At 38.9% G+C, this 20045-nt stretch carries 31 protein-coding genes; 2 read left to right on the forward strand and 29 right to left on the reverse strand.

Features of this window, described 5'->3' with window-relative positions:
* Nucleotides 1–200: 200 nt before the first annotated feature.
* The 20 genes from C6Y07_RS06195 to C6Y07_RS06270 form a co-directional block, all read right to left on the reverse strand.
* Entirely contained in the window at nt 201–779 is a 579-nt protein-coding gene (locus tag C6Y07_RS06195) for a DUF4145 domain-containing protein (RefSeq protein ID WP_017367785.1), read from the reverse strand.
* 243 nt (nt 780–1022) lie between these two features.
* On the reverse strand, nt 1023–2180 hold the full coding sequence (locus C6Y07_RS06200) for a PIN-like domain-containing protein (RefSeq protein ID WP_106156402.1): 1158 nt from the start codon (nt 2178–2180) through the stop codon (nt 1023–1025).
* Between the two features lie 76 nt (nt 2181–2256).
* A complete protein-coding gene (locus C6Y07_RS06205; RefSeq protein ID WP_106156403.1) occupies nt 2257–2799 on the reverse strand; it encodes a site-specific integrase in 543 nt (180 codons plus the stop codon).
* A gap of 11 nt (nt 2800–2810) precedes the next feature.
* Nucleotides 2811–3245 carry an ArpU family phage packaging/lysis transcriptional regulator gene (locus tag C6Y07_RS06210; protein WP_106156405.1) on the reverse strand — a complete coding sequence of 145 codons (435 nt, stop codon included), beginning with the start codon at nt 3243–3245 and terminating at the stop codon, nt 2811–2813.
* Between the two features lie 225 nt (nt 3246–3470).
* Complete coding sequence (locus C6Y07_RS06215; RefSeq protein WP_106156407.1) at nt 3471–4088, reverse strand: hypothetical protein; 618 nt, start codon at nt 4086–4088, stop codon at nt 3471–3473.
* Between the two features lie 34 nt (nt 4089–4122).
* Nucleotides 4123–4530, reverse strand: a complete 408-nt coding sequence (locus C6Y07_RS06220) for a hypothetical protein (protein WP_106156409.1) — start codon at nt 4528–4530, stop codon at nt 4123–4125.
* Between the two features lie 13 nt (nt 4531–4543).
* A complete protein-coding gene (locus C6Y07_RS06225; protein ID WP_106156411.1) occupies nt 4544–4849 on the reverse strand; it encodes a hypothetical protein in 306 nt (101 codons plus the stop codon).
* Complete coding sequence (locus tag C6Y07_RS19060) at nt 4846–5325, reverse strand: hypothetical protein (protein WP_106156413.1); 480 nt, start codon at nt 5323–5325, stop codon at nt 4846–4848. Before C6Y07_RS19060 ends, C6Y07_RS06225 begins: the two co-directional genes overlap by 4 nt.
* Nucleotides 5322–5498: a hypothetical protein gene (locus C6Y07_RS18875; protein WP_156417738.1), complete on the reverse strand. Its 177-nt coding sequence runs from the start codon at nt 5496–5498 to the stop codon at nt 5322–5324. The genes C6Y07_RS19060 and C6Y07_RS18875 overlap by 4 nt, the downstream gene beginning before the upstream one ends.
* 460 nt (nt 5499–5958) lie before the next feature.
* The gene (locus tag C6Y07_RS06240; RefSeq protein ID WP_106156415.1) at nt 5959–6216 is read right to left on the reverse strand and encodes a hypothetical protein; all 258 of its coding nucleotides are present in this window, start codon (nt 6214–6216) and stop codon (nt 5959–5961) included.
* Between the two features lie 33 nt (nt 6217–6249).
* On the reverse strand, nt 6250–6468 hold the full coding sequence (locus tag C6Y07_RS06245; protein ID WP_411266288.1) for an XtrA/YqaO family protein: 219 nt from the start codon (nt 6466–6468) through the stop codon (nt 6250–6252).
* A gap of 61 nt (nt 6469–6529) precedes the next feature.
* Nucleotides 6530–6703, reverse strand: coding sequence for a hypothetical protein (locus C6Y07_RS18880; RefSeq protein ID WP_189310180.1), 174 nt, complete (start codon nt 6701–6703; stop codon nt 6530–6532).
* Nucleotides 6704–6718: 15 nt separating this feature from the next.
* Entirely contained in the window at nt 6719–6853 is a 135-nt protein-coding gene (locus C6Y07_RS18800; protein WP_140352787.1) for a BH0509 family protein, read from the reverse strand.
* Nucleotides 6853–6993, reverse strand: a complete 141-nt coding sequence (locus C6Y07_RS18885) for a hypothetical protein (protein ID WP_189318363.1) — start codon at nt 6991–6993, stop codon at nt 6853–6855. The genes C6Y07_RS18800 and C6Y07_RS18885 overlap by 1 nt, the downstream gene beginning before the upstream one ends.
* Entirely contained in the window at nt 6962–7489 is a 528-nt protein-coding gene (locus tag C6Y07_RS06250; protein ID WP_106156419.1) for a hypothetical protein, read from the reverse strand. The genes C6Y07_RS18885 and C6Y07_RS06250 overlap by 32 nt, the downstream gene beginning before the upstream one ends.
* Entirely contained in the window at nt 7486–7641 is a 156-nt protein-coding gene (locus tag C6Y07_RS18890; RefSeq protein WP_189318364.1) for a DUF6906 family protein, read from the reverse strand. Before C6Y07_RS18890 ends, C6Y07_RS06250 begins: the two co-directional genes overlap by 4 nt.
* A gap of 84 nt (nt 7642–7725) precedes the next feature.
* The gene (locus C6Y07_RS06260; RefSeq protein WP_223254133.1) at nt 7726–8592 is read right to left on the reverse strand and encodes a P-loop NTPase family protein; all 867 of its coding nucleotides are present in this window, start codon (nt 8590–8592) and stop codon (nt 7726–7728) included.
* Nucleotides 8531–9379 (reverse strand): conserved phage C-terminal domain-containing protein, encoded by an 849-nt coding sequence (locus C6Y07_RS06265; RefSeq protein WP_106156424.1) that lies wholly within the window; start codon nt 9377–9379, stop codon nt 8531–8533. The genes C6Y07_RS06260 and C6Y07_RS06265 overlap by 62 nt, the downstream gene beginning before the upstream one ends.
* A gap of 59 nt (nt 9380–9438) precedes the next feature.
* Nucleotides 9439–9591 carry a hypothetical protein gene (locus C6Y07_RS18895; RefSeq protein ID WP_017367805.1) on the reverse strand — a complete coding sequence of 51 codons (153 nt, stop codon included), beginning with the start codon at nt 9589–9591 and terminating at the stop codon, nt 9439–9441.
* Between the two features lie 156 nt (nt 9592–9747).
* Nucleotides 9748–9948: a helix-turn-helix domain-containing protein gene (locus tag C6Y07_RS06270; protein WP_106156426.1), complete on the reverse strand. Its 201-nt coding sequence runs from the start codon at nt 9946–9948 to the stop codon at nt 9748–9750.
* Between the two features lie 158 nt (nt 9949–10106).
* Here C6Y07_RS06270 and C6Y07_RS06275 point away from each other — a divergent pair, with 158 nt between their 5' ends.
* A complete protein-coding gene (locus tag C6Y07_RS06275) occupies nt 10107–10526 on the forward strand; it encodes a helix-turn-helix domain-containing protein (protein WP_106156428.1) in 420 nt (139 codons plus the stop codon).
* Between the two features lie 192 nt (nt 10527–10718).
* On the opposite strand, the gene C6Y07_RS19210 is transcribed toward C6Y07_RS06275, so the two are convergent.
* The 5 genes from C6Y07_RS19210 to C6Y07_RS06295 form a co-directional block, all read right to left on the reverse strand.
* Nucleotides 10719–10841, reverse strand: coding sequence for a hypothetical protein (locus C6Y07_RS19210; protein ID WP_262982769.1), 123 nt, complete (start codon nt 10839–10841; stop codon nt 10719–10721).
* An 18-nt stretch (nt 10842–10859) separates the two neighbouring features.
* Complete coding sequence (locus C6Y07_RS06280; RefSeq protein ID WP_106156430.1) at nt 10860–11948, reverse strand: AimR family lysis-lysogeny pheromone receptor; 1089 nt, start codon at nt 11946–11948, stop codon at nt 10860–10862.
* Nucleotides 11949–12119: 171 nt separating this feature from the next.
* Entirely contained in the window at nt 12120–12290 is a 171-nt protein-coding gene (locus tag C6Y07_RS06285; RefSeq protein WP_106156432.1) for a helix-turn-helix domain-containing protein, read from the reverse strand.
* 205 nt (nt 12291–12495) lie between these two features.
* Complete coding sequence (locus tag C6Y07_RS06290; RefSeq protein WP_060597080.1) at nt 12496–13812, reverse strand: CitMHS family transporter; 1317 nt, start codon at nt 13810–13812, stop codon at nt 12496–12498.
* Between the two features lie 151 nt (nt 13813–13963).
* Nucleotides 13964–14824, reverse strand: a complete 861-nt coding sequence (locus tag C6Y07_RS06295; RefSeq protein ID WP_060596953.1) for a LysR family transcriptional regulator — start codon at nt 14822–14824, stop codon at nt 13964–13966.
* Between the two features lie 136 nt (nt 14825–14960).
* Here C6Y07_RS06295 and C6Y07_RS06300 point away from each other — a divergent pair, with 136 nt between their 5' ends.
* Nucleotides 14961–16091: a 2-methylaconitate cis-trans isomerase PrpF family protein gene (locus C6Y07_RS06300; RefSeq protein WP_060596954.1), complete on the forward strand. Its 1131-nt coding sequence runs from the start codon at nt 14961–14963 to the stop codon at nt 16089–16091.
* A 26-nt stretch (nt 16092–16117) separates the two neighbouring features.
* On the opposite strand, the gene C6Y07_RS06305 is transcribed toward C6Y07_RS06300, so the two are convergent.
* The 4 genes from C6Y07_RS06305 to sdhA form a co-directional block, all read right to left on the reverse strand.
* The gene (locus C6Y07_RS06305) at nt 16118–16837 is read right to left on the reverse strand and encodes a biotin--[acetyl-CoA-carboxylase] ligase (protein WP_034661753.1); all 720 of its coding nucleotides are present in this window, start codon (nt 16835–16837) and stop codon (nt 16118–16120) included.
* A 78-nt stretch (nt 16838–16915) separates the two neighbouring features.
* Nucleotides 16916–17377 carry an acyl-CoA thioesterase gene (locus C6Y07_RS06310; protein ID WP_060596955.1) on the reverse strand — a complete coding sequence of 154 codons (462 nt, stop codon included), beginning with the start codon at nt 17375–17377 and terminating at the stop codon, nt 16916–16918.
* Nucleotides 17378–17498: 121 nt separating this feature from the next.
* On the reverse strand, nt 17499–18263 hold the full coding sequence (gene sdhB / locus C6Y07_RS06315; protein ID WP_060596956.1) for a succinate dehydrogenase iron-sulfur subunit: 765 nt from the start codon (nt 18261–18263) through the stop codon (nt 17499–17501).
* A gap of 1 nt (nt 18264) precedes the next feature.
* Complete coding sequence (gene sdhA / locus C6Y07_RS06320; protein ID WP_012010817.1) at nt 18265–20025, reverse strand: succinate dehydrogenase flavoprotein subunit; 1761 nt, start codon at nt 20023–20025, stop codon at nt 18265–18267.
* Nucleotides 20026–20045 lie beyond the last annotated feature (20 nt).

Genomic DNA, 20045 nt, shown 5'->3' on the forward strand with positions numbered 1-20045 from the left:
CTATAAACATCCATGAATATTTTTATTCTCTTTTATATCGACTCATAAGTGAGGAATTTTATACTCTGCGGAATTTGTCGAACGAAAAAGCGGCCTCTATAATAGAAGCCGCTCTCAATTTATCACTAATACCATCATAACCGCTCTCAGACAAAATGCTTTGCCAAAATCGTGCCAAAAATATGCCATTTATAAAGTGTCTATATCTCACCCTCAAATTCATAGACTGATCTCAACAATATTTCTAAAAAATTAATTATTTTTTCAGTATCTTCCCTTGAAGATTTTTGTGTTTCATGAGCTGCTTCATTCCCGTTTTCCCTAACCGCATCAAGCCATTTTTTTGTACTTTTAGGAACAACAGCATTATCCACTAAAAACTCAACATAATACACAAAATTTTTGCCTTTTTTAGCTTCTTTTTCAATCGCTACATTCATAATCATTTTTCTAGCTAGAATACTTGCACCTGTATAAGCATGGACTGAATAAGAATCACAAACCTCCTTATATAATTCTTGTACATCACTTGGAAGGTGTTTGATATTGCGCATACTATTTGCCGGAGGATATTGCTGGTTGAATTCATCTAAATATGTAGCTTTATTACAATTTGGACATATAAGTATTCTAGGTACAACATGATACTCACTTATATTATATTCACTAGTTATATATCCAAAATTTGGTGCAGTTAAAGAATTACAGTAACCACAGCTAAACCTTTCTCCCTCCATAGCCACAGTGTTTATCCATCTTTCATTTTCATAATGACGCATATTATCCCTTCCTTATCCAAATTATTCATATATTCTATTATCCACATAATCCATCAATTAGCCATATCTATTATTGTGTCTAACTCAAGGAATCGCTGAATCCTTTGCCCCTCTTGCTTTACAACTATTTCCTTAAAATGAGTTGGACATTTTCTCATTTTGTCAAACTGATTAAAAGAATGAAAAAATTACCCACCTTCAATCAAACAGGTGAGTATCATTTTGATTATTCTTTTATAATGTTCATTTTTCCTGTGTTATTAATTTTAATAATTCAAGTCCAAAATCGAGATCATCACTAGCTTCTCTTGCGAGTTTATGCGCAACCTCATAAACACTTGAATCGTGAAGTTGATATTCAGTCTCTATTATATTCGTTATCATATCTATCTTCTCACAAACCTCTTGAGAAATTATGTTATGCCTAAACAGTTTCTGTTGTATATATTCAAATTCAAAATTTCTATCATAACCAATATCATGTCCTTCACAAAGTTGAACTAATTTCTCTTGTATCCTACTAAACAATTCGCAAAATTCAATATAAGTTGATTTTCTTACTGAAACTTTATATTTCTCTAAATCCTCTTTAATTGTGTCACTTACAGAAGGGTTAATATAATCTACTAATTCCCTTGGTGTGATATGAGCAAATCTCTTTCCATTTTTCTTGAAAAATTCTTGGGTTAGTTCACGTCTCGCCACAATAGATCTACCATTCTTCTCCGAGTAAACCCAATCTTCTTTTATATCCCCGCTTACAAAAACAACGTCATTGTCTATTTCTAGAATCGCTGACCATATTAAAAAATCACCTGCACTATTAGACTCTTTAGTGCTATCTTTATAACCAGGAGGTATCTTATCCTTGTAACGTTGATTCGCTTCTTGTAACAAGTCAGCTATTTTTTTATCAGATGAAATAACTGACTCCTCACTTATTTTGATTACTTTATTCAAAAATGGATCTTTTATAAATAGCCTTTTTAATTGATCCCTAAGCGCTCCAAGTTCATCTTTATATTTTTTCAGAGCCTCGTTATAATTTTTTCTAAGAGTTTCGACCGCTAACGTTGAATTATCTTTGGTCTGTAACATAGGCAGACGTTCCATAATTGGTTTTGTATCAGCTTGGTGTTTGGAAATTATTAAATCAATATCATTCATTCTTTGTTTAATTTGTTTCGGTCTATTTTCTGAAAATTCCTTTATTACTTGTAAAGGGATTCTAAGCCTTCCCTCTTTTTTAATTCCTTCTAACACTTGAAGTACTTCATTAACTGTGATTTCTCTCCATTGATAAGCTGCTAACAAAACATTAGTATCTATCACTATTATTGCTTCGTTTAGCCATTCTGAAACTGGTTCAGGTTGATATAAATGATATTTCCATTCGTCCAACAAAAACACTCCTGAATTTTTATATTTTATATCGACGAATATTGTATTAATTTTAACCTTTTAAGAAGTCTAAATATTATAGGCCAAAACTGTCCATAGTTTTATCCATTGTATCTTGTGTGATCCCTATATATCGCAATGTAACATCAGGTGTTGAGTGATTTAATAATTCCTGTAGCAGAGCCACGTCTTTAAATTTTTTATAATGCCAGTAGCCAAACGTTTTTCGAAGTGTATGCGTCCCTATACTATCAAGGCCCACATACTCCGCCGCTTCTCTCAAAATATTGTATGCACTGCTGCGGCTGATTGGTTTGTTGAGTCCTTCTCTACTTTTAAAAAGATACTCTTGATCATCTTTGTCTTTAATATATTGATCTATCGCTTTTCGTAGCGTCTTGTTTATTTTGATTCTTTTCTCTTTACCTGTTTTTTGTTCTCTTAGCGACACATATTGCTTTCTTACATCTTTCACTCTCAATTGCAACAGATCAGATATTCTCAAGCCTAAATTGATTCCAGCCACAAAAAGCAGCAGGTTTCGTTTGTTCCGCTCTCCAAGATATTTCTTAATATAATGGATCTGATCAAGGTCCCTTATCGGCTGAACAAAATTCATGATTTATCCCCCTACTTGTACACTTCTTCTCTCAAAGCAAAGGCCAGTCTATAATATGCTTTATTTTTAACACGATAATAATTCCTTTGGCTGAGTCCCATTTCAGCGTAAATCTCGTAATCATACATTTCTTCATCCTGCATATAGAGCATAACTAATATGCGCCGCTCTTTTTGCGTTAGACGATTAATGCCCCTCTCAATTCGCTTCATATATTTTTCCCGCTCAATCTCCCAATCCATTTTTTTAAGCGCTGCTTTTTCTGTGGAAGAGTGGAACTGATTAGAAAAACTCGGCGGCGTAATCATGTAAGTTGTTGTGATCTTCGGAAGAAAGTCTTCTGGAGTTTGAAGCCTTAACATTTTATACTTTTCTAGCATTCTTTCCATCTTTGCTCTAGTTTTTTCCTCGTCGATCTGCGGAATGTCTAAACTTGTTTGATTCATGATAATTCCCCCTTTATTTTCTGCGCATTGCCCCACCTTTGGCTCTTCTCAGTCTTTGCATGTATTGCCCCATAAGCTCCCGTATCTCTCTTTCTGTAAGCTCCTGCGGCTTTTTTTGGGGCTTTTCCTTCTTCATGGCTGCTCCTTTCCGACAAATAAAAAACGGACACCAACCAGCACCCGTAAAAGGCGTTGATCAGTGTCCGCAGGCTCTCCGTCTTGGACTTATTTTTTTCTAGGATTTTTTCTAGGAGTAAATATTGTCGCCATCATTATTATGAAAGATATCACGGCAGAAATCGTTAAAAGAATTAATGAATAATTATCATTATCATCCTTGAGAAAGTTAAGTTTGAAATTTAAAAATTCTAAAATAAACGCTGTAATAAAGAAAGTAATAAATGAACCAATCGCCCAAGTGAAAATTGTAGGAATACTTTTTTCAGTATCATCGCTATCCTCATTGTTTAAGTTATCCAAATGGTTGGATTTCAAACTTAATTCTTTCAATTCTAATAGTTCTACTGATATTTTTGATTTTTGTGAACTTGATAAAAAACTTGTCTCAAAAACTTCTTTGATAAGGTGATTAATCACATCCACTACCTTATTCATATCTCTGCTCTTTATTTTGTATGATTGTGAATACGAAATACACAGGGTTTCAATTAACGGAATATTTAAAGCTTCTCCTTCTGAAATAAAGTATTTCAGCGTTTTAATTAACTCTGAATTTGCAATTTCAACTTTGTTTTTATATTCTTTTCTATCTAAGAATTTAAACAAAAAACTAGTAATAATTGTAGAAATTAAACCAAAAATTAAAGTTTTTAACAATTCCATCTAAAACAATCCTTTTTGATTTAATTATAACATTTTATTTCACCTCGAAAGCTGGCGTGTAGATGTAGCCCTTAACGCCCGTCCAATTGCTGTTTTTGTAGATCGTCATTTTGATACGATGCGTGCCAGCAGTATGATTGACGATGTAAAACTCTTTTGCTGGTGTGGTGTTCTTAAATGATCCAACCAAGCTGAATCGCTGATCTTTCCATTTGCCGCTCACCTTCTTTTGAAGCGTGAAGCGGTAGTATACTGTTTCATTGCCTGTTTTGCGTGCTGTGACATCAATGCTTTTGGCTCTCGGTGTGTATGAATTGGCGTCAGTTGATACGCTGACTGTATGCCCTCCAATTGATTTATAACCGCTCGTTACTGCCGCAGCAGACGGCGCATAAAGCACCGCCGCAATAATAATAGTTAGTGTGATTAGTAGTTTTTTCATCATCATTCCCCTTTCAATCCCCAGCTTCTATGAATTCCAGCAAAACGGACATCGGTTCAATATCGTATTCTTCATGTTCAGAAGAAACTTTGTTCCAAACGTGCATTGTGGCTTCCTTGTCTCTACCGTTAATTTTTGTGTTTATTTTTAATGGCTCTGACCCGTGTAAATCCTCTTTTGAAGCTAGATCATTAGAATGATCCTTTATGTGTTGGTCAAAGCATTTTTGGGCATTCTCGATGTATAAGAAGAAGTTTTCTTCAACTGGCAAGCCTCTATCGAAAAGTTGAACTCGAATGATATCATGTGATTTCTTCATAGCAGGCTCCCGTCAATGATCAGCACCATTTCTTCTTCGTTGGTTAAATGCTCAAGCACTTCTTTGACCGGGATCACATTGTTGTCCTCTCCATTTACTCGGCTGTACATGATTGCTGCATATGCTTCTGTAACTTCGGTTATTTCTTCTGACAATGCGCCATCATCATCAGCGACAACATCAGTATAGATTGTCACAGCATTTTCATCGTTTTTCGCTTTGATCAGTGCGTAATACGGCTCGTTCACCTCATAAAACTTCATTTCCTCTTTGCTTTTAACTTGTTCTTCTAATTTTTGAATGGCTGTTTCTAGGTATGTCGCAAAATCAATCGCTTCTTCCTGCGCATGTTGCAACCAGCCTTTTAAGTCGTAGGAAGAGGTTTTGACCTCACCCCCGTACTTTTGCAGGCCTTTTTCCTGCTGCTTATGCAATTTCTCAATGACTGAATAGATAATCGGGTTATTTTCGTTCATCGTGCTTCCTCCTTTAATGATTCAGTATCGATATTTAAGACCTGCAGCATCCAAATAAGAGTGGCCATTCCGGCAACAGCTTCTTTATCCGCTCCATTCGAACGAACTCCTCTTTCTCCAAAGTCGTTCATTCGCTCAATGATTTGCCGCTGTTGCTTTTTATTGAGCTTCATCCGCTTATCTCCTTTAAGTCTGCGTATTTTGCTACATGCCCGCACTTGCTCTCCCAAGTGTGAACACTCCCATAAAAGCCATCTTCGGCATGTTGTGTGAGTTGAGGCTCGCACATTTCGCATCCACATGTAGGGCATTCCCAAAGCACATTTAATTCTCTAAAACCGATCAAGCAACCATTTGAGTCACGATCAGGAATAGTTATTTTTTGGGTGTTCATACCTTCTCCTCCTAATTATTCTTAAATACTTTTAAAAATACGAACACAAGTTCTCGTTTTGGTGTATAATATGTTTATTCTTATAAAAGGTGGTGATAAAAATGAATCTTAATAGAGAAAATGTAATCACTAGAATTACGAAATATTTCAAAGATTTGCTGCAATCTTTAATTACTGCTCTCAATTCAATATCTTTAATTATCGTTGGACTAGCAGGAGAATAATTCCCTGCTTGTCTATTATCCAATTCCGCTCATCAACCCAGCGATCACGATAAAGGACATGAAAGCCAGCAGCGTGAAGATGACAGGTCCGTTTGACTCACGCTTTGCCATGACTACATTTCCTTCGATGATCAGATCAGGGCAACTATCAGCAAGCACTGGTACAAAAAATTTCGGCACGCCTATATATGCAGCTGCATCATCAATCGTCATCGCTTGATTTTTGCAGGCTTTGACGGCCTGTGACAGTTCAACGTGTTTTGGTAAATTCACGGTATTTCCTCCCTCGCAGGGGAAGAACCCCTGCTATCGTTTAGTTTTATAACTGAAATCAAATCTAACTCTGTCAAAACTTCCTTTAATCGTTTCGATGATTGTGTGACCGTGTTCGGGAGCCTCTATGTAATGCGCTGTGTTGTTGATCCCGTCCAGCACGATCACTTGTACCTTGCCTTGTTCAACTAATGTTGTGAAAGGCTCGTTTTTTGTTAATGAGATAGTCTGCGGTTTATTCACAATCTTCACTCCAATGTGATATAATTAAGGTTCCTAAGTTTAATTACTCACATTGAACTGATGTGAATTCTTACCGCTGAGACTCGACGGATTGATCTGTGCGCTTCCAACGCCAATCTATTCGTCTGAGTCTTTTTTTATATGGTTTTGGTGGATGTTGTTGCCTATAAGCTACTAGTTCATCCTCTGACATAACCCACTCTTTCACAGGTCCTGCTTTGTATGGATTCGTTACTGTTTCCAATATGACCACCTCCTCTTATTCGTCACGCTGCGGCACGTTGAGATTATAGATTCTTTCGAGTTCTTCGTCTGATAGTTTTTCGCAATATTCACGACCAACATTAGTAAGGCTCAACCACTCGATCATTAACGCTCTATCTTCACTGCTCATCACTTGATGCCTCCTCTTTTTTTGAGATGGCGCATGGCTGTTGTCTTTAGCTGTTTCGGACACTCTTCATATCTCGCAATGACTTCCAGCTGGCGTGCTGTCGCTTTTTCAAATGGCAACAGGATGCTTTTTCTTTTCATGCTTGTACTCCTTTCCTAGCGCGCCGCCTTTACGTGGTTCGATCTTTCCTAACTCAGCTTGGTCTATAATCAGCAGCAGAATTTCAACGACATTGCGGGCCAAACGGTTTGCAATGTGTCTGATAGGCTCATGATCCTGCCACATTTGTCTAAATAAAATGATGTCTTTTTCATCCCATATGAAATCGCTGTGTGGGCAAGCGTAGTAAACCGGTTGTTGTTCGAACAGCCTGCGTAAATCTCTTTTTTTGTAGCTCATTGCGCTTTTTTTGATATATATAGGCTCATTTGCGCCGACACCGTTCGGACGCTCTTTGATCTTTCCTCGTTTGCTGAAATCAATCATCAAAAGCAATACTTCTTCTGACGGTCGGTTAAATAACTCCGCCATCTCTTCAATTGACCTACCTTCGTACCAGTAATCAAGAAAACGTTTTAGGCCAACAATCGTCCATTCAAAATTGACATGTTCTAAAATGATTCTAGTAGCACTCACTTTGCAATTTCCTTTCTGCGACCGACCTCTTTATGCACAACGTGTACAGATGACGTCAGATTCTTTTCTACGAGCCAATAAAGTGGGTTCAACCCATTTACCACTAAAATCTTTCTTTCGGCTCTTGTGGGCTTTCTACCGCCTTTTTTCATGATCTTTCCTCCTTGTGTTTTTTTATAGGCTATTAAACTAGCAATTTCGGAAGCAGTTGAATTGCTGATGGTCATAGTTTTCTCCTAAAATGGCAATTCTTCGTCACGCTTATCAAAGGTGTCTTTAAACAAAATGTATTTAGACTTTTTTGTCATGCGTGATACAAGTTTTGTGTCGTACATTTGTTTTAGTTTGTCCCCTGTTAAATTGGATGTGTAAATCGTTGTTTTATCCTGTCTAGCTGATGTGACTGCATAAAGTATCTTGTGAATAAAGTTGGTGGCTTCGCTCTTTGAATGTTCAGATCCCGTTTCAGCACCTACATCATCAATCACTAGATAATCCACATCACCTATCAGCCCTGTTACATAACCTTGTGTGAATTTGCTTTCTTTGTTGTTGAAAGAGTCTTGAATTGCAAAAGCAGCATCAGCAAGGTTTATAAACAAGCATGATTTGCCCCTATCCTCAGGGTTGTCTGGATCAGGCGGCACATTCAGAGCTTTGAGTGCGGCATAAGCTAGATGACTCTTCCCCACTCCTGGATGACCTTGGAGAAAGATATTAAACACTTTCCCTTGCTTCAAATGACCAACAAGCTCCATCATGAGGCGTTTGTTTGCCGTTTCCTCTGGCTCAGTCACTTTGTAATTATCAAACGTCGCTTTCGCGATGGTCCTGTCTCGGAAGATGCTGCGCTTCTCCAGCATGTTGAAATTCTTTGTACGCTGGCTAAACTCGATCTGCCTCTCCAAGTCTTTTTGTATCTTCTTCTCATCTGCCTCCAGCTCACATCTTGGGCAGATTATTTTGCCATTGAGGATCATCATGCGAACAGGCTTGATGACATCCTTGTTCCCTCTTGTATATGTGTGTTTCTCACAAAAATCAGAATGGAATGTCATTCTTGCGTTTAAGGCCTCCACCGCCACTGATTTTATGCTCTGCACGCTTTATCACCTCATCGCTGTTATTTAAGTAACCCTCAAATTTTGTTCCGAAAATCGTTTCGGGACGAAGGAATTTACTCATGTCAGGGTTATCACGCCATTCAAAGCATTTTGCTAAGATGACCTTTTTAAAATCATCGAATCTGAATCCCTCGTTCCATCTTGCTTTTATTAGTTGCTGTGTCTTTGGTGTGGTGTGACGGTAATTTTTCTCTGACATTTGATTGAGAAGATCCGTTATGAGTTTGAATGGGATTTCTGATTCATCCGCAGTCGGTTTTCCCGACAATATATCTTTCTTTTCTTTTTCTTTTTCTTTTTCTTTTTCTTTTTGTCCACTTGTCGTCAACGTATCGTGCAACGTATCGTTGGCGTATCGTTCAAACAAAACCCTAATGTTGGTATTTTCGATTTTTGGATAAAGTACACTCATGAGAGATTTATCTTTAACCTCTCTTAATTCTTTAGTGACACAGTCTAATATTGGCTTTCCACCTTTATTCAAGTTGTATTTAGGCCAATTCTTTATAGCCACTTCCCTTGTGTCATTGTTGTAAAGAATCAGTTTGTGATGATTTATGAAGCGATCCATCAAGCTATTGACCGACTCAATCGAGTACCCTAAATCAAAAGCCATTTGCTTCTTGGTAATTGGGTATATTCCTATTTGAGTGGTGTTTGGGTTAGTAATAAGGTACAAATAAAAGTATCTATCCTCGGGTGTCAGTTCTTCTGTGACTTTTGGATCTTGCCAAAAAGTCGTGTGGACATGTCTATATTTAGCCATGTGTTACTCACCTCTTTTTATGATTAGGCTTGTCCTTCAAAAAAAGGTGAAACAAAGTTTCAAGCCTCTTTAGTTTTTTTGTTCTTTTCTTTTTTTACTGGCGTGTAATAAGGCGCCACAGCCTCAGTAAAAAGTTTTTCTCTGTCTTCTGTTCCAAAGAAAACTTCTCCGAGAAACAGGTTGCTTTTTCTCTTTTGCTTTTTCTTAGCCATAAAGATCACCTCGACACATAATATGCAATGTGGACAGTAGGACTACCCACTAAAAACACATTGGAATATTCTTCGATATAAGACATTCCCACCTCAATATCGAATTCATCATCAGTTGTATCTCCTTACAAAATTGTTCCTACAGGAACCTAATCATTAAAAAAAATAGCCGATATTTAAATTCAATTTATTGCAGAATTGGAGGACACTTTTTATAGTCGGGTTAATCTTATAGTTCTCTATTTTAGAGATATAGGAGCTAGTAAAGCCAGTTAACTCAGCGAATTCAATAATAGACATTCCTTTTTCTGAACGAATTCGCTTAATTTTTTCACCGAAAACAATCTTAAAATCCAACTAAATACACCACCCTTAATGTTCCTATAGGAACTAACAAGACAAATATAACATCTTTTCCAACAAGTTGTAAAGTCGTTTTTCTAATTTTTTCCCAAAGGAAAAAACATGTTATAATAATGTGTATAACAAGCACTACAGAAAGGTGATTGCTGTTTATGGATGATATTAATAAAGTCATAGGGCAAAATCTAGCCGATTTAAGAAAAAGCAGGAGTTTAACACTCGCTCAAATATCAGAAAAAATAGGGGTTACTCATAGTTACTTATCGAAATTAGAATCTGGAAAAATAAAAAAGCCTTCATTTGAAAATTTAAATACAATTGCAAAATATTTTAATGTGGATCTCTCCTATTTCGTAACCGATAAAGAAGAACTTAATAAAATGAGTGATGAAGAAAGGGAACTCGTCTTCTCAAGAAAGTTAAGCCTAGATCTCATTGAAAAGGCAGATATTATAGATAAACATGGTAATAAAATAACAAAAGATGAAAGAGAATTTATGCTTAATGCACTTGAAAATTATCGAGAATCTAAAGCGAAGTTTTTAGGAAGTGCTTCCGTAGAAGAAGAATGAGATGGTTCTTCTTTTTTTGTTGGTTTTGATACCTTTTTAAGTAATTCTTCATAAATAATTGACATAATATCCTCCTGAATAATTCTTATAATATTGTATTTTCTTAAAAGGTTTCCTGTTTTTGAGATTTTGTAAAACAGGAAACTTCTCTTAAAAACACGAAAGACGTTACCATTTCTGGTAGCGTCTTTTTTACATTCCTACTTTTACATCTTTAGTTTGATAAACTGTTTCTTTTGCTGACACAGTGGTTTGGTAGCCTGATACTAAGAGAATTACGGTGGCTAAAATCAACACTTTAGTTAATTTTTTCATGAATTCACCTCCTGACTATTAGAGTTTATAGTCTAGTTCCATTTTTTTCAACTCTAATTTAGGAATGTTAGCTCTGAAATACTCGCGTTTTTCAGAGAAATAGTGAAGTGACAAAAGAATTTTATCTGCCCTAGCTTCTTTAATTCCATCGAATAAGTACGCATATGGCTTAAGGCGCTCATCACTATAATAATCAGATAATATACTGTGCATCTTTAATTTTTTGGTGAAGTCAGAAATATTATATCTTGTATCAACACTAGCTTTCCAATAATACTGTAGAATTGCAATTTCCTCTTTATTTTGAACAATCTCATCTACTCTTTCTGGATGCTGCTCCATGAGATTTAAAAATATATTGTAATATGCAAATGATTTTTCATATGATGTTAAAAAATATGAGAGTGCCAACAGGTGGTTAGCTGTTATCTCATGGCTTTCACTCACTTTATTTGCAAGAAGCGATTCAGCTGCGAGCCTTGCAAGTTCAACATTGTTTTCTTGCTTCAAATAAACATTTGCTAATACCTCATCTATTCTTGCACTGAAACTTTTCCTAATAAATGGATCTTTTATTTTTGTAATGTATGAGCCTGCTTTGCTAATATAAAAGTGAGCCATATCGTATTTCCCTAAATTATAGTAACCGTAAGTTTCAAGGATTAATAATAATGTTTTTGCCTCTAGAGATTTAAAGTTATTATTACGTAACTTACTGATATGTTGCATGTCAAAATTCCCTCTATAATTTAGCATCCATTTGTAAAGCAAACAAGGTTCAGGTGCAACCGCTGAGTATTCTACAATCAAGTAGCGCATAACATCAAACATTTTTTGAGTGTAACAATACTCTAAAGTACAAAACAAATACTTTTTATCTATACCGCTTTTGCAGTAATCCCCCATCAACTGTTTTTCTTTTTCTGGAAGTATGTATTTAACAGCCTCTATCACCATCCAGAAAGCTATCTCTTTTCCGGATAAGAATTTGCTCATATAGCCCTTAGTAATGCCGATTTTTTTTGCGATATCTAACTGAGTCATTTCTGATGAAATTAAACTGTCTTTGAGAATTTCCCCTATTTCTTTTTTTGCAATTACACTCATATGATCACCTTTCAAAATCAATTTAGCACACTAAAGCCGAAAAAACTGTCATAAATTGTCGAACAAGTATGAATTTTGAATAAGAAATCCCCAACCTAATAAATGTATTATAATCCATTTATGGTATGTGTTTACACATGACTTTTGAAGCTATTTTGTTAAATGTTGTTTTCATTTGCAAAAGGTATGCTTATCATTCGAAATATGATTTCGAACAGTCTTTTCGCTAATAAAAAGCTCGCTTGCAATTTCTTTAGTTGTTTTATCTTGGACGAGCAATTCGAATACTTCTCTTTCTCTTTTGGTTAATAGCGGCTTGGATTGAAACTCTTTCTCCTTCAAGTATTGTAACCCTCCTTGCTAAGGTGAGAGCTCTAGTCTCTATAGAATGGGATTCTGTATAGTCGAGATATCATATGCCGGGTGCCCGAGGTAGGTGACGTTAAAATCGAGAATTCCCGCATATGAGCGTCCAATTTGTGCGCTTTTATCAGCACAAAAAAGGACGAGTCTCCTATCCGAGACATCGTCCTTTTCATACACGTATTTAAAAGATAGAAATGGCTCCTGTTAACAAAGCGATCAATGTTGTAAAAAGGGCTGTTAACACAGTCCACAGCAGTGCGTATTTTTGCAAATCGCCAATATCTTTGTTCAGCATACTGACAAGAAGCAGCGTTGAAGCCACAAGAGGGCTCAGCAAGTGAACAGGCTGTCCTATAATAGAGGCACGTGCAATCTCCACCGGATCAATTCCGTATGCTGCGCCGGCTTCAGCCAAGATTGGCAGCACTCCGAAATAGTAAGCATCATTTGAAAGAACAAATGTAAATGGCATACTCGTTAAAGCGACAATGAGTGGAAAAAATGAGCTGTAGGAATCCGGAATCATGTAAATGACCAAATTAGCAATGGACTCCACCATTTTTGTCCCCGAAAAAATGCCTGTGAAAATTCCTGCTGCAAACACAAGGGTAATGACCGTTAAGGCATTTCCTGCATGCGATAAAATTCGCTCGCGCTGATCTTCAACCTTTGGATAGTTGATCATGAGAGCGATGACAAATCCAATTAAAAAGAGAACTGGAATCGGTACGATATCTAAAACAAGTGTCGCCATCACCGCAATCGTCAAGAAGAAGTTCACCCAAATGAGGTTGGGTCTTTTCATGTCTTCTACTCCATCTTCGATTGACGCTGCCAATTCAGGGGAGATCGAGGCCTCTTCTTTGTGCTGAATCTCTGCGATCCCAATCCGTTTTCTTTCTTTTTTCCCAAGTACATAAGCAGTAAAAAGTATAAAAAGACCGCCTCCAACCATCGTTGGGAGTAATGGAATGAAAAATTCGCCTGCATCCAAGCCAAGCGCAGCAATTGCACGAGTAGCTGGACCGCCCCATGGCGTCATTCCGCTCATAATTCCTAATGATAATAATGAAACTGTTCCTAAAATTAACGGGTTCATCCCAATTCTTAAGAAAAGTGGCAGCATAGCTGATACGGTAATCATGTAAGTTGTTGTTCCATCACCATCTAATGCAACAAGCATAGACAAAATTGCTACCCCAAAAGCAATTTTGACAGGATCACCTTTCACAATACGTAAAATGAGTTTAATCAGTGGATCAAACAGCCCAGCATCCAGCATGACACCAAAGAATAAAATCGCAAATAACAATAAAGCAGCTGATGGTGCAACAGTTTTAAGTCCATCAAGCATCATGTCCCCTAATCCGCGGTTAAAACCACCGATCAATGCAAATATGATAGGTACAACGGTTAGAGCCACCACCGGATGCATACGTTTTGTCATAATGAGAAATGTAAATGTCAAGACCATCAAGATCCCTAAAATAGCTAGCACTTTATATCCCTCCATCCTCTTCTTTACGCGATCAGCAAGCGCCCCTTTGCACTTGCGATGAATGTTAGCGCTTTCTATTTCAAGGATATAATAGCTCTTTTTATAATGAAAATATTGATTTTTTCGTATATTCTATAAAATTCTTTTATAATCAACCTTGCTGACTTCTTAAAAACTCAATGAATGCTTTCACAACAGATAAATGAAGGGAGTCTGGCTGGTACATAAGCCATGTATCTCTTAAAACAGGCTGTCCATCTTTATACGAAAGACCTTTTACAAATAACTCATCACTTGGTCTGAGGCAAATTTCTGGGACAATGGCATAGCCTAAACCATGCTTGACCATCTCTTTTGATGTATCCTGACGGTCTGTCTCCATCGTCACAAGTGGAGGCATGGTGAACGTTTCCTGCCACCATCTGTTAATCAATCGTTTTAATGAACTATCTGTATGATAGTCAATGAGCGGCAGCTTTGGGAGGTCTTTCAGCTGGATTTCTGATTTTGAAATGATACAAAGCCGCTCTTTATCGAGCAAAAACCGTTCTCCATTCCAGTCGTAATCCCCTCTTAAAATCCCTAAATGGACACTTGATGTGCCTAATAAGTCCATGACTTTCGTGCTCCAGCCTGTATTCACCATAAATTGAACATGTGGATACTGCTTAGAAAATTCTTTTAAAATTTCTGGCAGTTTATACTGGGCAAAGTTACTTGAGACCCCTAACCGAATTGTTCCTTTGACCTTTTTTTGCATATTGAGCATGCCATCTTTCGTTTGCTGGAGCTGTTTGAGCATGTCATTTGCGTATTTAGCCAAGTACTCGCCCTCTGACGTAAATTCAATTCCTCGTTTTCTTTTAAAGAAAAGCTTCATATCAAACTCCTCTTCAAGCTGCTTCAATCGATAGCTTAAGGCAGGCTGAGAGACAAATAATTTTTCTGCCGCTTTTGTGATGTTCTTTTCTTCATAGAGCACCTTTAGAAACCGCCAATCTTTTTCATCCATTATATGCCCTCCTTTTTTACTAATTATAAAATATTTTTATTGATTATTCTCAAAATAATGTATTTAACTTATTTCTTATTATACTTTACCATTTTGATTAGATAAACAGTTCATTAAAAAATTGAGGGTGAGAGTAATGAGAAAAGTTCCAATCACAATCATGCGAGGCGGTACAAGCAAAGGGGTATTCATTCAAGCAAACAATGTACCATTTGAACACGATGAGCTCGAGGCATTTCTATTAGACATTATGGGCAGCCCTGACCGGCTGCAGGTCGATGGAATCGGCGGCGGTAATTCTTTAACAAGCAAAGTAGCCATTATTGATAAAGCCACACGCCCAGATGTGGATGTGAACTATACGTTTGCACAAGTCAGCATTAATGAGAGATTTGTCGACTTTAAAGGAAACTGTGGGAACATCTCATCAGCTGTTGGACCATATGCCATCATTAAAGGACTTGTTCAAGCGGTCGAGCCCATTACGACTGTACGTATCCTCAATACCAACACAAATAAAGTCATTACAGCAGAGGTCGAAGTCGAAAATGGAGAAGTAAAATTTGAAGGACAGGCAGAAATTCCAGGAGTAAAAGGGACAGGTTCTCCCATTTATTTATCTTTTGAAAATCCTGAAGGCGCAGTCACAGGTAAAACTTTTCCGACTGGAAACAAAATTGATACGATTCAAACAAAGTTTGGTGAGATTCCCATCTCGATCGTTGACATTGCAAATCCAATTGCCTTTATTCGTGCCAAAGATATTCAATTAAAAGGAACTGAATTGCCTGAGGAGTTTACAGACGAATTACTGGATGATTTAGAAGAGATTCGTTCCATCGCTGCTGAAATGTGTCACTTTGCGCCAAAAGACATGGCGACATTACAGTCTCCAGCCGTTCCAAAGCTTGCGCTCATTAGCGAGCCTGCTGATTATGTAGATACAAATGGAATCTTGAGAAGAGCAGCCGATATGGACATCATCGTTCGTATGCTATCGATGCAAAGACCGCACCAAGCACTTGCCATTACCGGCTCTGTCTGCGTATCAGCCAGCTGTTTTATGGAACAAACGCTTCCTGCACAGCTTTATCATGGACAACATGATACGCTTCGAATTGGGCATCCTGCTGGGATTATGCAAACTGAAATTGACATCTCTCAAAACAGAGTCAAAGTCATTCGAACCGCAAGAGAAATTCTAGACGGGGTTGTCTTTACAAAACAAGACTATATCGTGCAGCCTCAGATCAAAAGAGAAGCCTAAAGCAGACGAGAACATCGTCTGCTTTTTTAATGCTGAAGCGGGGCATCAATATCTCCAGCAGAATGAGCTTTTATCTGCCCTTTCTCATCTTTTAACTGGAGATGACCGTAGCGGTTGACTCCGCAGCAAATGCCTTCTTCCCATGTTTGTTTTTCACGATCTAACGAAATGCGAAGGGGCTTGTTGAGACGATATAACCGTTTGTTATAGAGGGCAGTGAGTGCTTCAAACCCTTCATTCTGCCAGCGTGAATGGTACTTTTCAAAAGCCGCTGCCAGTTCTTTCACTAGCTGATCGGCTTTCACCTCTGTCAGCTCTGATAAGCAAATGGTTTTGTACGGGACATGCTCCGGCTTCGTCTCTACATTGATGCCAACACCGATATAAATGGAACTGCGGTCTGCTTCAATTAATGTGCCGGATACCTTTGCTTCATTAATGAGAATATCATTAGGCCATTTGATCGCCAGCTGATCCTCCGCTCTCATGAGTGGTTTCAGAACATCATAGATTGCTAGTGCTGTCAGCGGGGCGATCGTTGACTGGGTGGAGAGTTCTGCTGGCGGTAAGACTGTCATGGTGACCGCCACATTCCCTAAAGGCGTTTCCCACGGCCTGCCGAGTCTGCCTCTTCCTGCTGTCTGCTGGCGTGCATAGACAGCAAATGAGGGCTTTTCTCCTTGCTGCATGAGCCTTTTCGCTTCATTATTTGTACTATCAATGGTGTCATATTGAAAAATCTTCATGTGTTCTCCTCTTGTTTCTTCTTGATATGATGCTTTTATTATAACAAAATGAAGTGTGCATGTTGATGAGCCAGCATGTTACTCATTTCGCTGCGCCTGAAACGTCTCTTTTTCTTCCTCTGTAAACGGGACAGATGCGCCTGTGTCTTTACTAATTTGCACCATGGTGACTGAGCCTGTAAAGCATGGTTCCTGCTGCTCATTTTCTCCTAAATAATGAAGGATGAGTGAGCTTGATCCGACCTTTTCCGGCTTGACATACACACGAAGCCTCTCCCCAATCTCTACCTGCTTGATGTAATCACATTGCAGGTTTGCGACGACTGTAATGGTCTCCCTCACACGTTTCATCCGTTTATCAACAATTCCCGTCTTTTGAAAAAAGGCAATTCGTGCCTCTTCGAAATACACAAAAGGGGTGACATTGTTCATATGGCCAAACATATCCGTTTCTGAAAAACGAACGGTGGTTTCGACATAAAATCGAAAGGATGCCCTCCACTCTTCAAATGGTTCTTCAATATATGACGGCAATCTCACTTGATCATCTCCTTATTTGGAAACAAAACGCCTCTCCCGTATTGGAAGAGGCGTTTGTTTATATGTTGCATCCAGCCTCTTAAACACTCATCATGATTGGCAAAGAGGACTGAATGTGATGTTATTCTGCGTGATCGCTTCCGAAGAAGTTACGGAATGCTTGTAAAGTTGTATCTCGGTTAAGTGCTGCAATTGACGTTGTCAGCGGGATTCCTTTCGGACAAGCCTGCACACAGTTTTGGGAGTTCCCGCAGTTCGCAAGACCGCCGTCCCCCATAATTTCTTCTAGACGGTCAGACTTATTCATCGCACCTGTCGGATGTGCGTTAAATAAACGGACTTGTGAAAGCGGTGCAGGGCCCATAAAGGAAGACTTATCATTCACGTTTGGACAAGCTTCAAGGCAGACACCACATGTCATACATTTAGAAAGCTCATACGCCCATTGACGTTTTTTCTCAGGCATTCTTGGTCCAGGACCGAGATCATATGTGCCATCGATCGGTACCCATGCTTTCACCTTTTTCAAGGAATTGAACATCCGGCTTCTATCAACCTGCAAGTCTCTCACAACCGGGAATGTCTTCATCGGCTGAAGACGAATCGGCTGATCTAACTGATCGATGAGTGCTGTACATGACTGGCGCGGTGTTCCATTAATGACCATGGAACAAGCTCCGCACACCTCTTCAAGACAGTTCATATCCCAGTTAATCGCTGTTGTTTTTTCCCCTTGTTTATTGACCGGGTTCCGTCTTATTTCCATAAGGGCGGAAATGACGTTCATATTTGGGCGGTAAGGGATTTCGAATTCTTCATCATAAGGCTTTCCATCTGCTGTATCTTGACGTGTGATAATGAATTGAATCGTGTTTTTTTCACTCATCTTATTTCTCCACCTTTTTCTTCGAGTAATCTCGTTTACGAGGTGCAATTAACGATACATCGACGTCCTCATAGTGGAATGCAGGCTTTTGATTTTTCCCTTTGAACGTAGCCATCGTTGTTTTTAGGAATTCTTCATCGTTTCTCTCTGGGAAATCCGGTTTGTAGTGTGCGCCTCGGCTTTCATTCCGGTTGTATGCCCCGATCGTAATGACTCTTGCCAGCTGAAGCATGTTGTCAAGCTGACGTGTGAAGGCAGCGCCTTGGTTGCTCCATGAAGCTGTATCGTTGATGTTAATCTGCTTGTAGCGCTCCATTAATTCTTCGATCTTCTGATCTGTTTTTAAGAGTTTGTCATTGTAACGAACCACTGTGACGTTATCCGTCATCCATTCTCCAAGCTCTTTATGAAGCACGTATGCATTTTCTGTTCCGTCCATGCTGAGGATGTTGTCCCATTTCTCCTGCTCTTTCTTCACAGCGCTGTCAAATGTTGCAGAAGATAGGTCTTCCGCAGATTTTTCAAGGCCGCTAATGTACTTGACCGCATTTGGTCCAGCGACCATCCCGCCGTAAATCGCAGAAAGCAGTGAGTTTGCACCAAGTCTGTTTCCGCCGTGCATAGAGTAATCACATTCTCCGGCAGCGAATAGACCTTTGATATTCGTCATTTGATCATAATCAACCCATAATCCGCCCATTGAATAATGAACAGCAGGGAAAATTTTCATTGGAAGCTTACGCGGGTCATCACCCATGAACTTTTCATAGATTTCAATGATGCCGCCAAGTTTAATATCAAGTTCTTTTGGATCTTTATGAGAAAGATCGAGGTATACCATGTTCTCTCCGTTGATGCCAAGCTTTTGCTCGACACATACGTCGAAGATTTCACGCGTTGCGATATCACGCGGTACAAGGTTCCCGTATGCTGGGTATTTTTCTTCAAGGAAGTACCAAGGTTTCCCGTCTTTATATGTCCAAACACGTCCGCCTTCACCACGAGCCGATTCACTCATGAGACGAAGCTTGTCATCTCCAGGGATCGCTGTTGGGTGAATTTGAATGAATTCTCCATTTGCGTAATGAGCACCTTGCTGATAGACGATGGATGCAGCAGATCCAGTGTTGATCATCGAGTTCGTTGATTTACCGAACACAATTCCAGGACCACCAGTTGCCATGATCACTGCATCTGAACGGAAGGATTCAATTTCCATTGTCGTCAAGTTCTGCGCGACAATGCCTCGGCATACTTCCTCGTCATCTAACACAGCGCCAAGGAATTCCCAGCCTTCATATTTCGTGACAAGCCCTGCTACTTCATAGCGGCGAACCTGCTCATCTAGTGCATATAATAGCTGCTGACCTGTTGTAGCTCCAGCAAATGCTGTACGGTGGTGCTGTGTTCCCCCGAAGCGGCGGAAGTCCAGTAATCCCTCTGGTGTTCTGTTAAACATGACACCCATCCGATCAAGTAAGTGGATAATGGACGGCGCTGCTTCACACATTGCCTTTACTGGCGGCTGGTTCGCTAAGAAATCTCCGCCATACACCGTGTCATCAAAATGCTCATAAGGTGAATCCCCTTCACCTTTTGTATTGACCGCTCCGTTGATTCCGCCCTGTGCACAGACAGAATGCGAACGTTTCACAGGTACGATTGAAAATAGTTTAACAGCTGTTCCCGCTTCTGCTGCTTTGATAGTTGCCATGAGACCAGCTAAGCCGCCTCCGACAACGATGATGCTAGAATTACTCATTGTAGCCCCTCTCCCTCTTC

Origin of the sequence: Bacillus sp. LNXM12-1, from assembly GCF_003004375.1 — a bacterium.
GTDB lineage: Bacteria > Bacillota > Bacilli > Bacillales > Bacillaceae > Bacillus.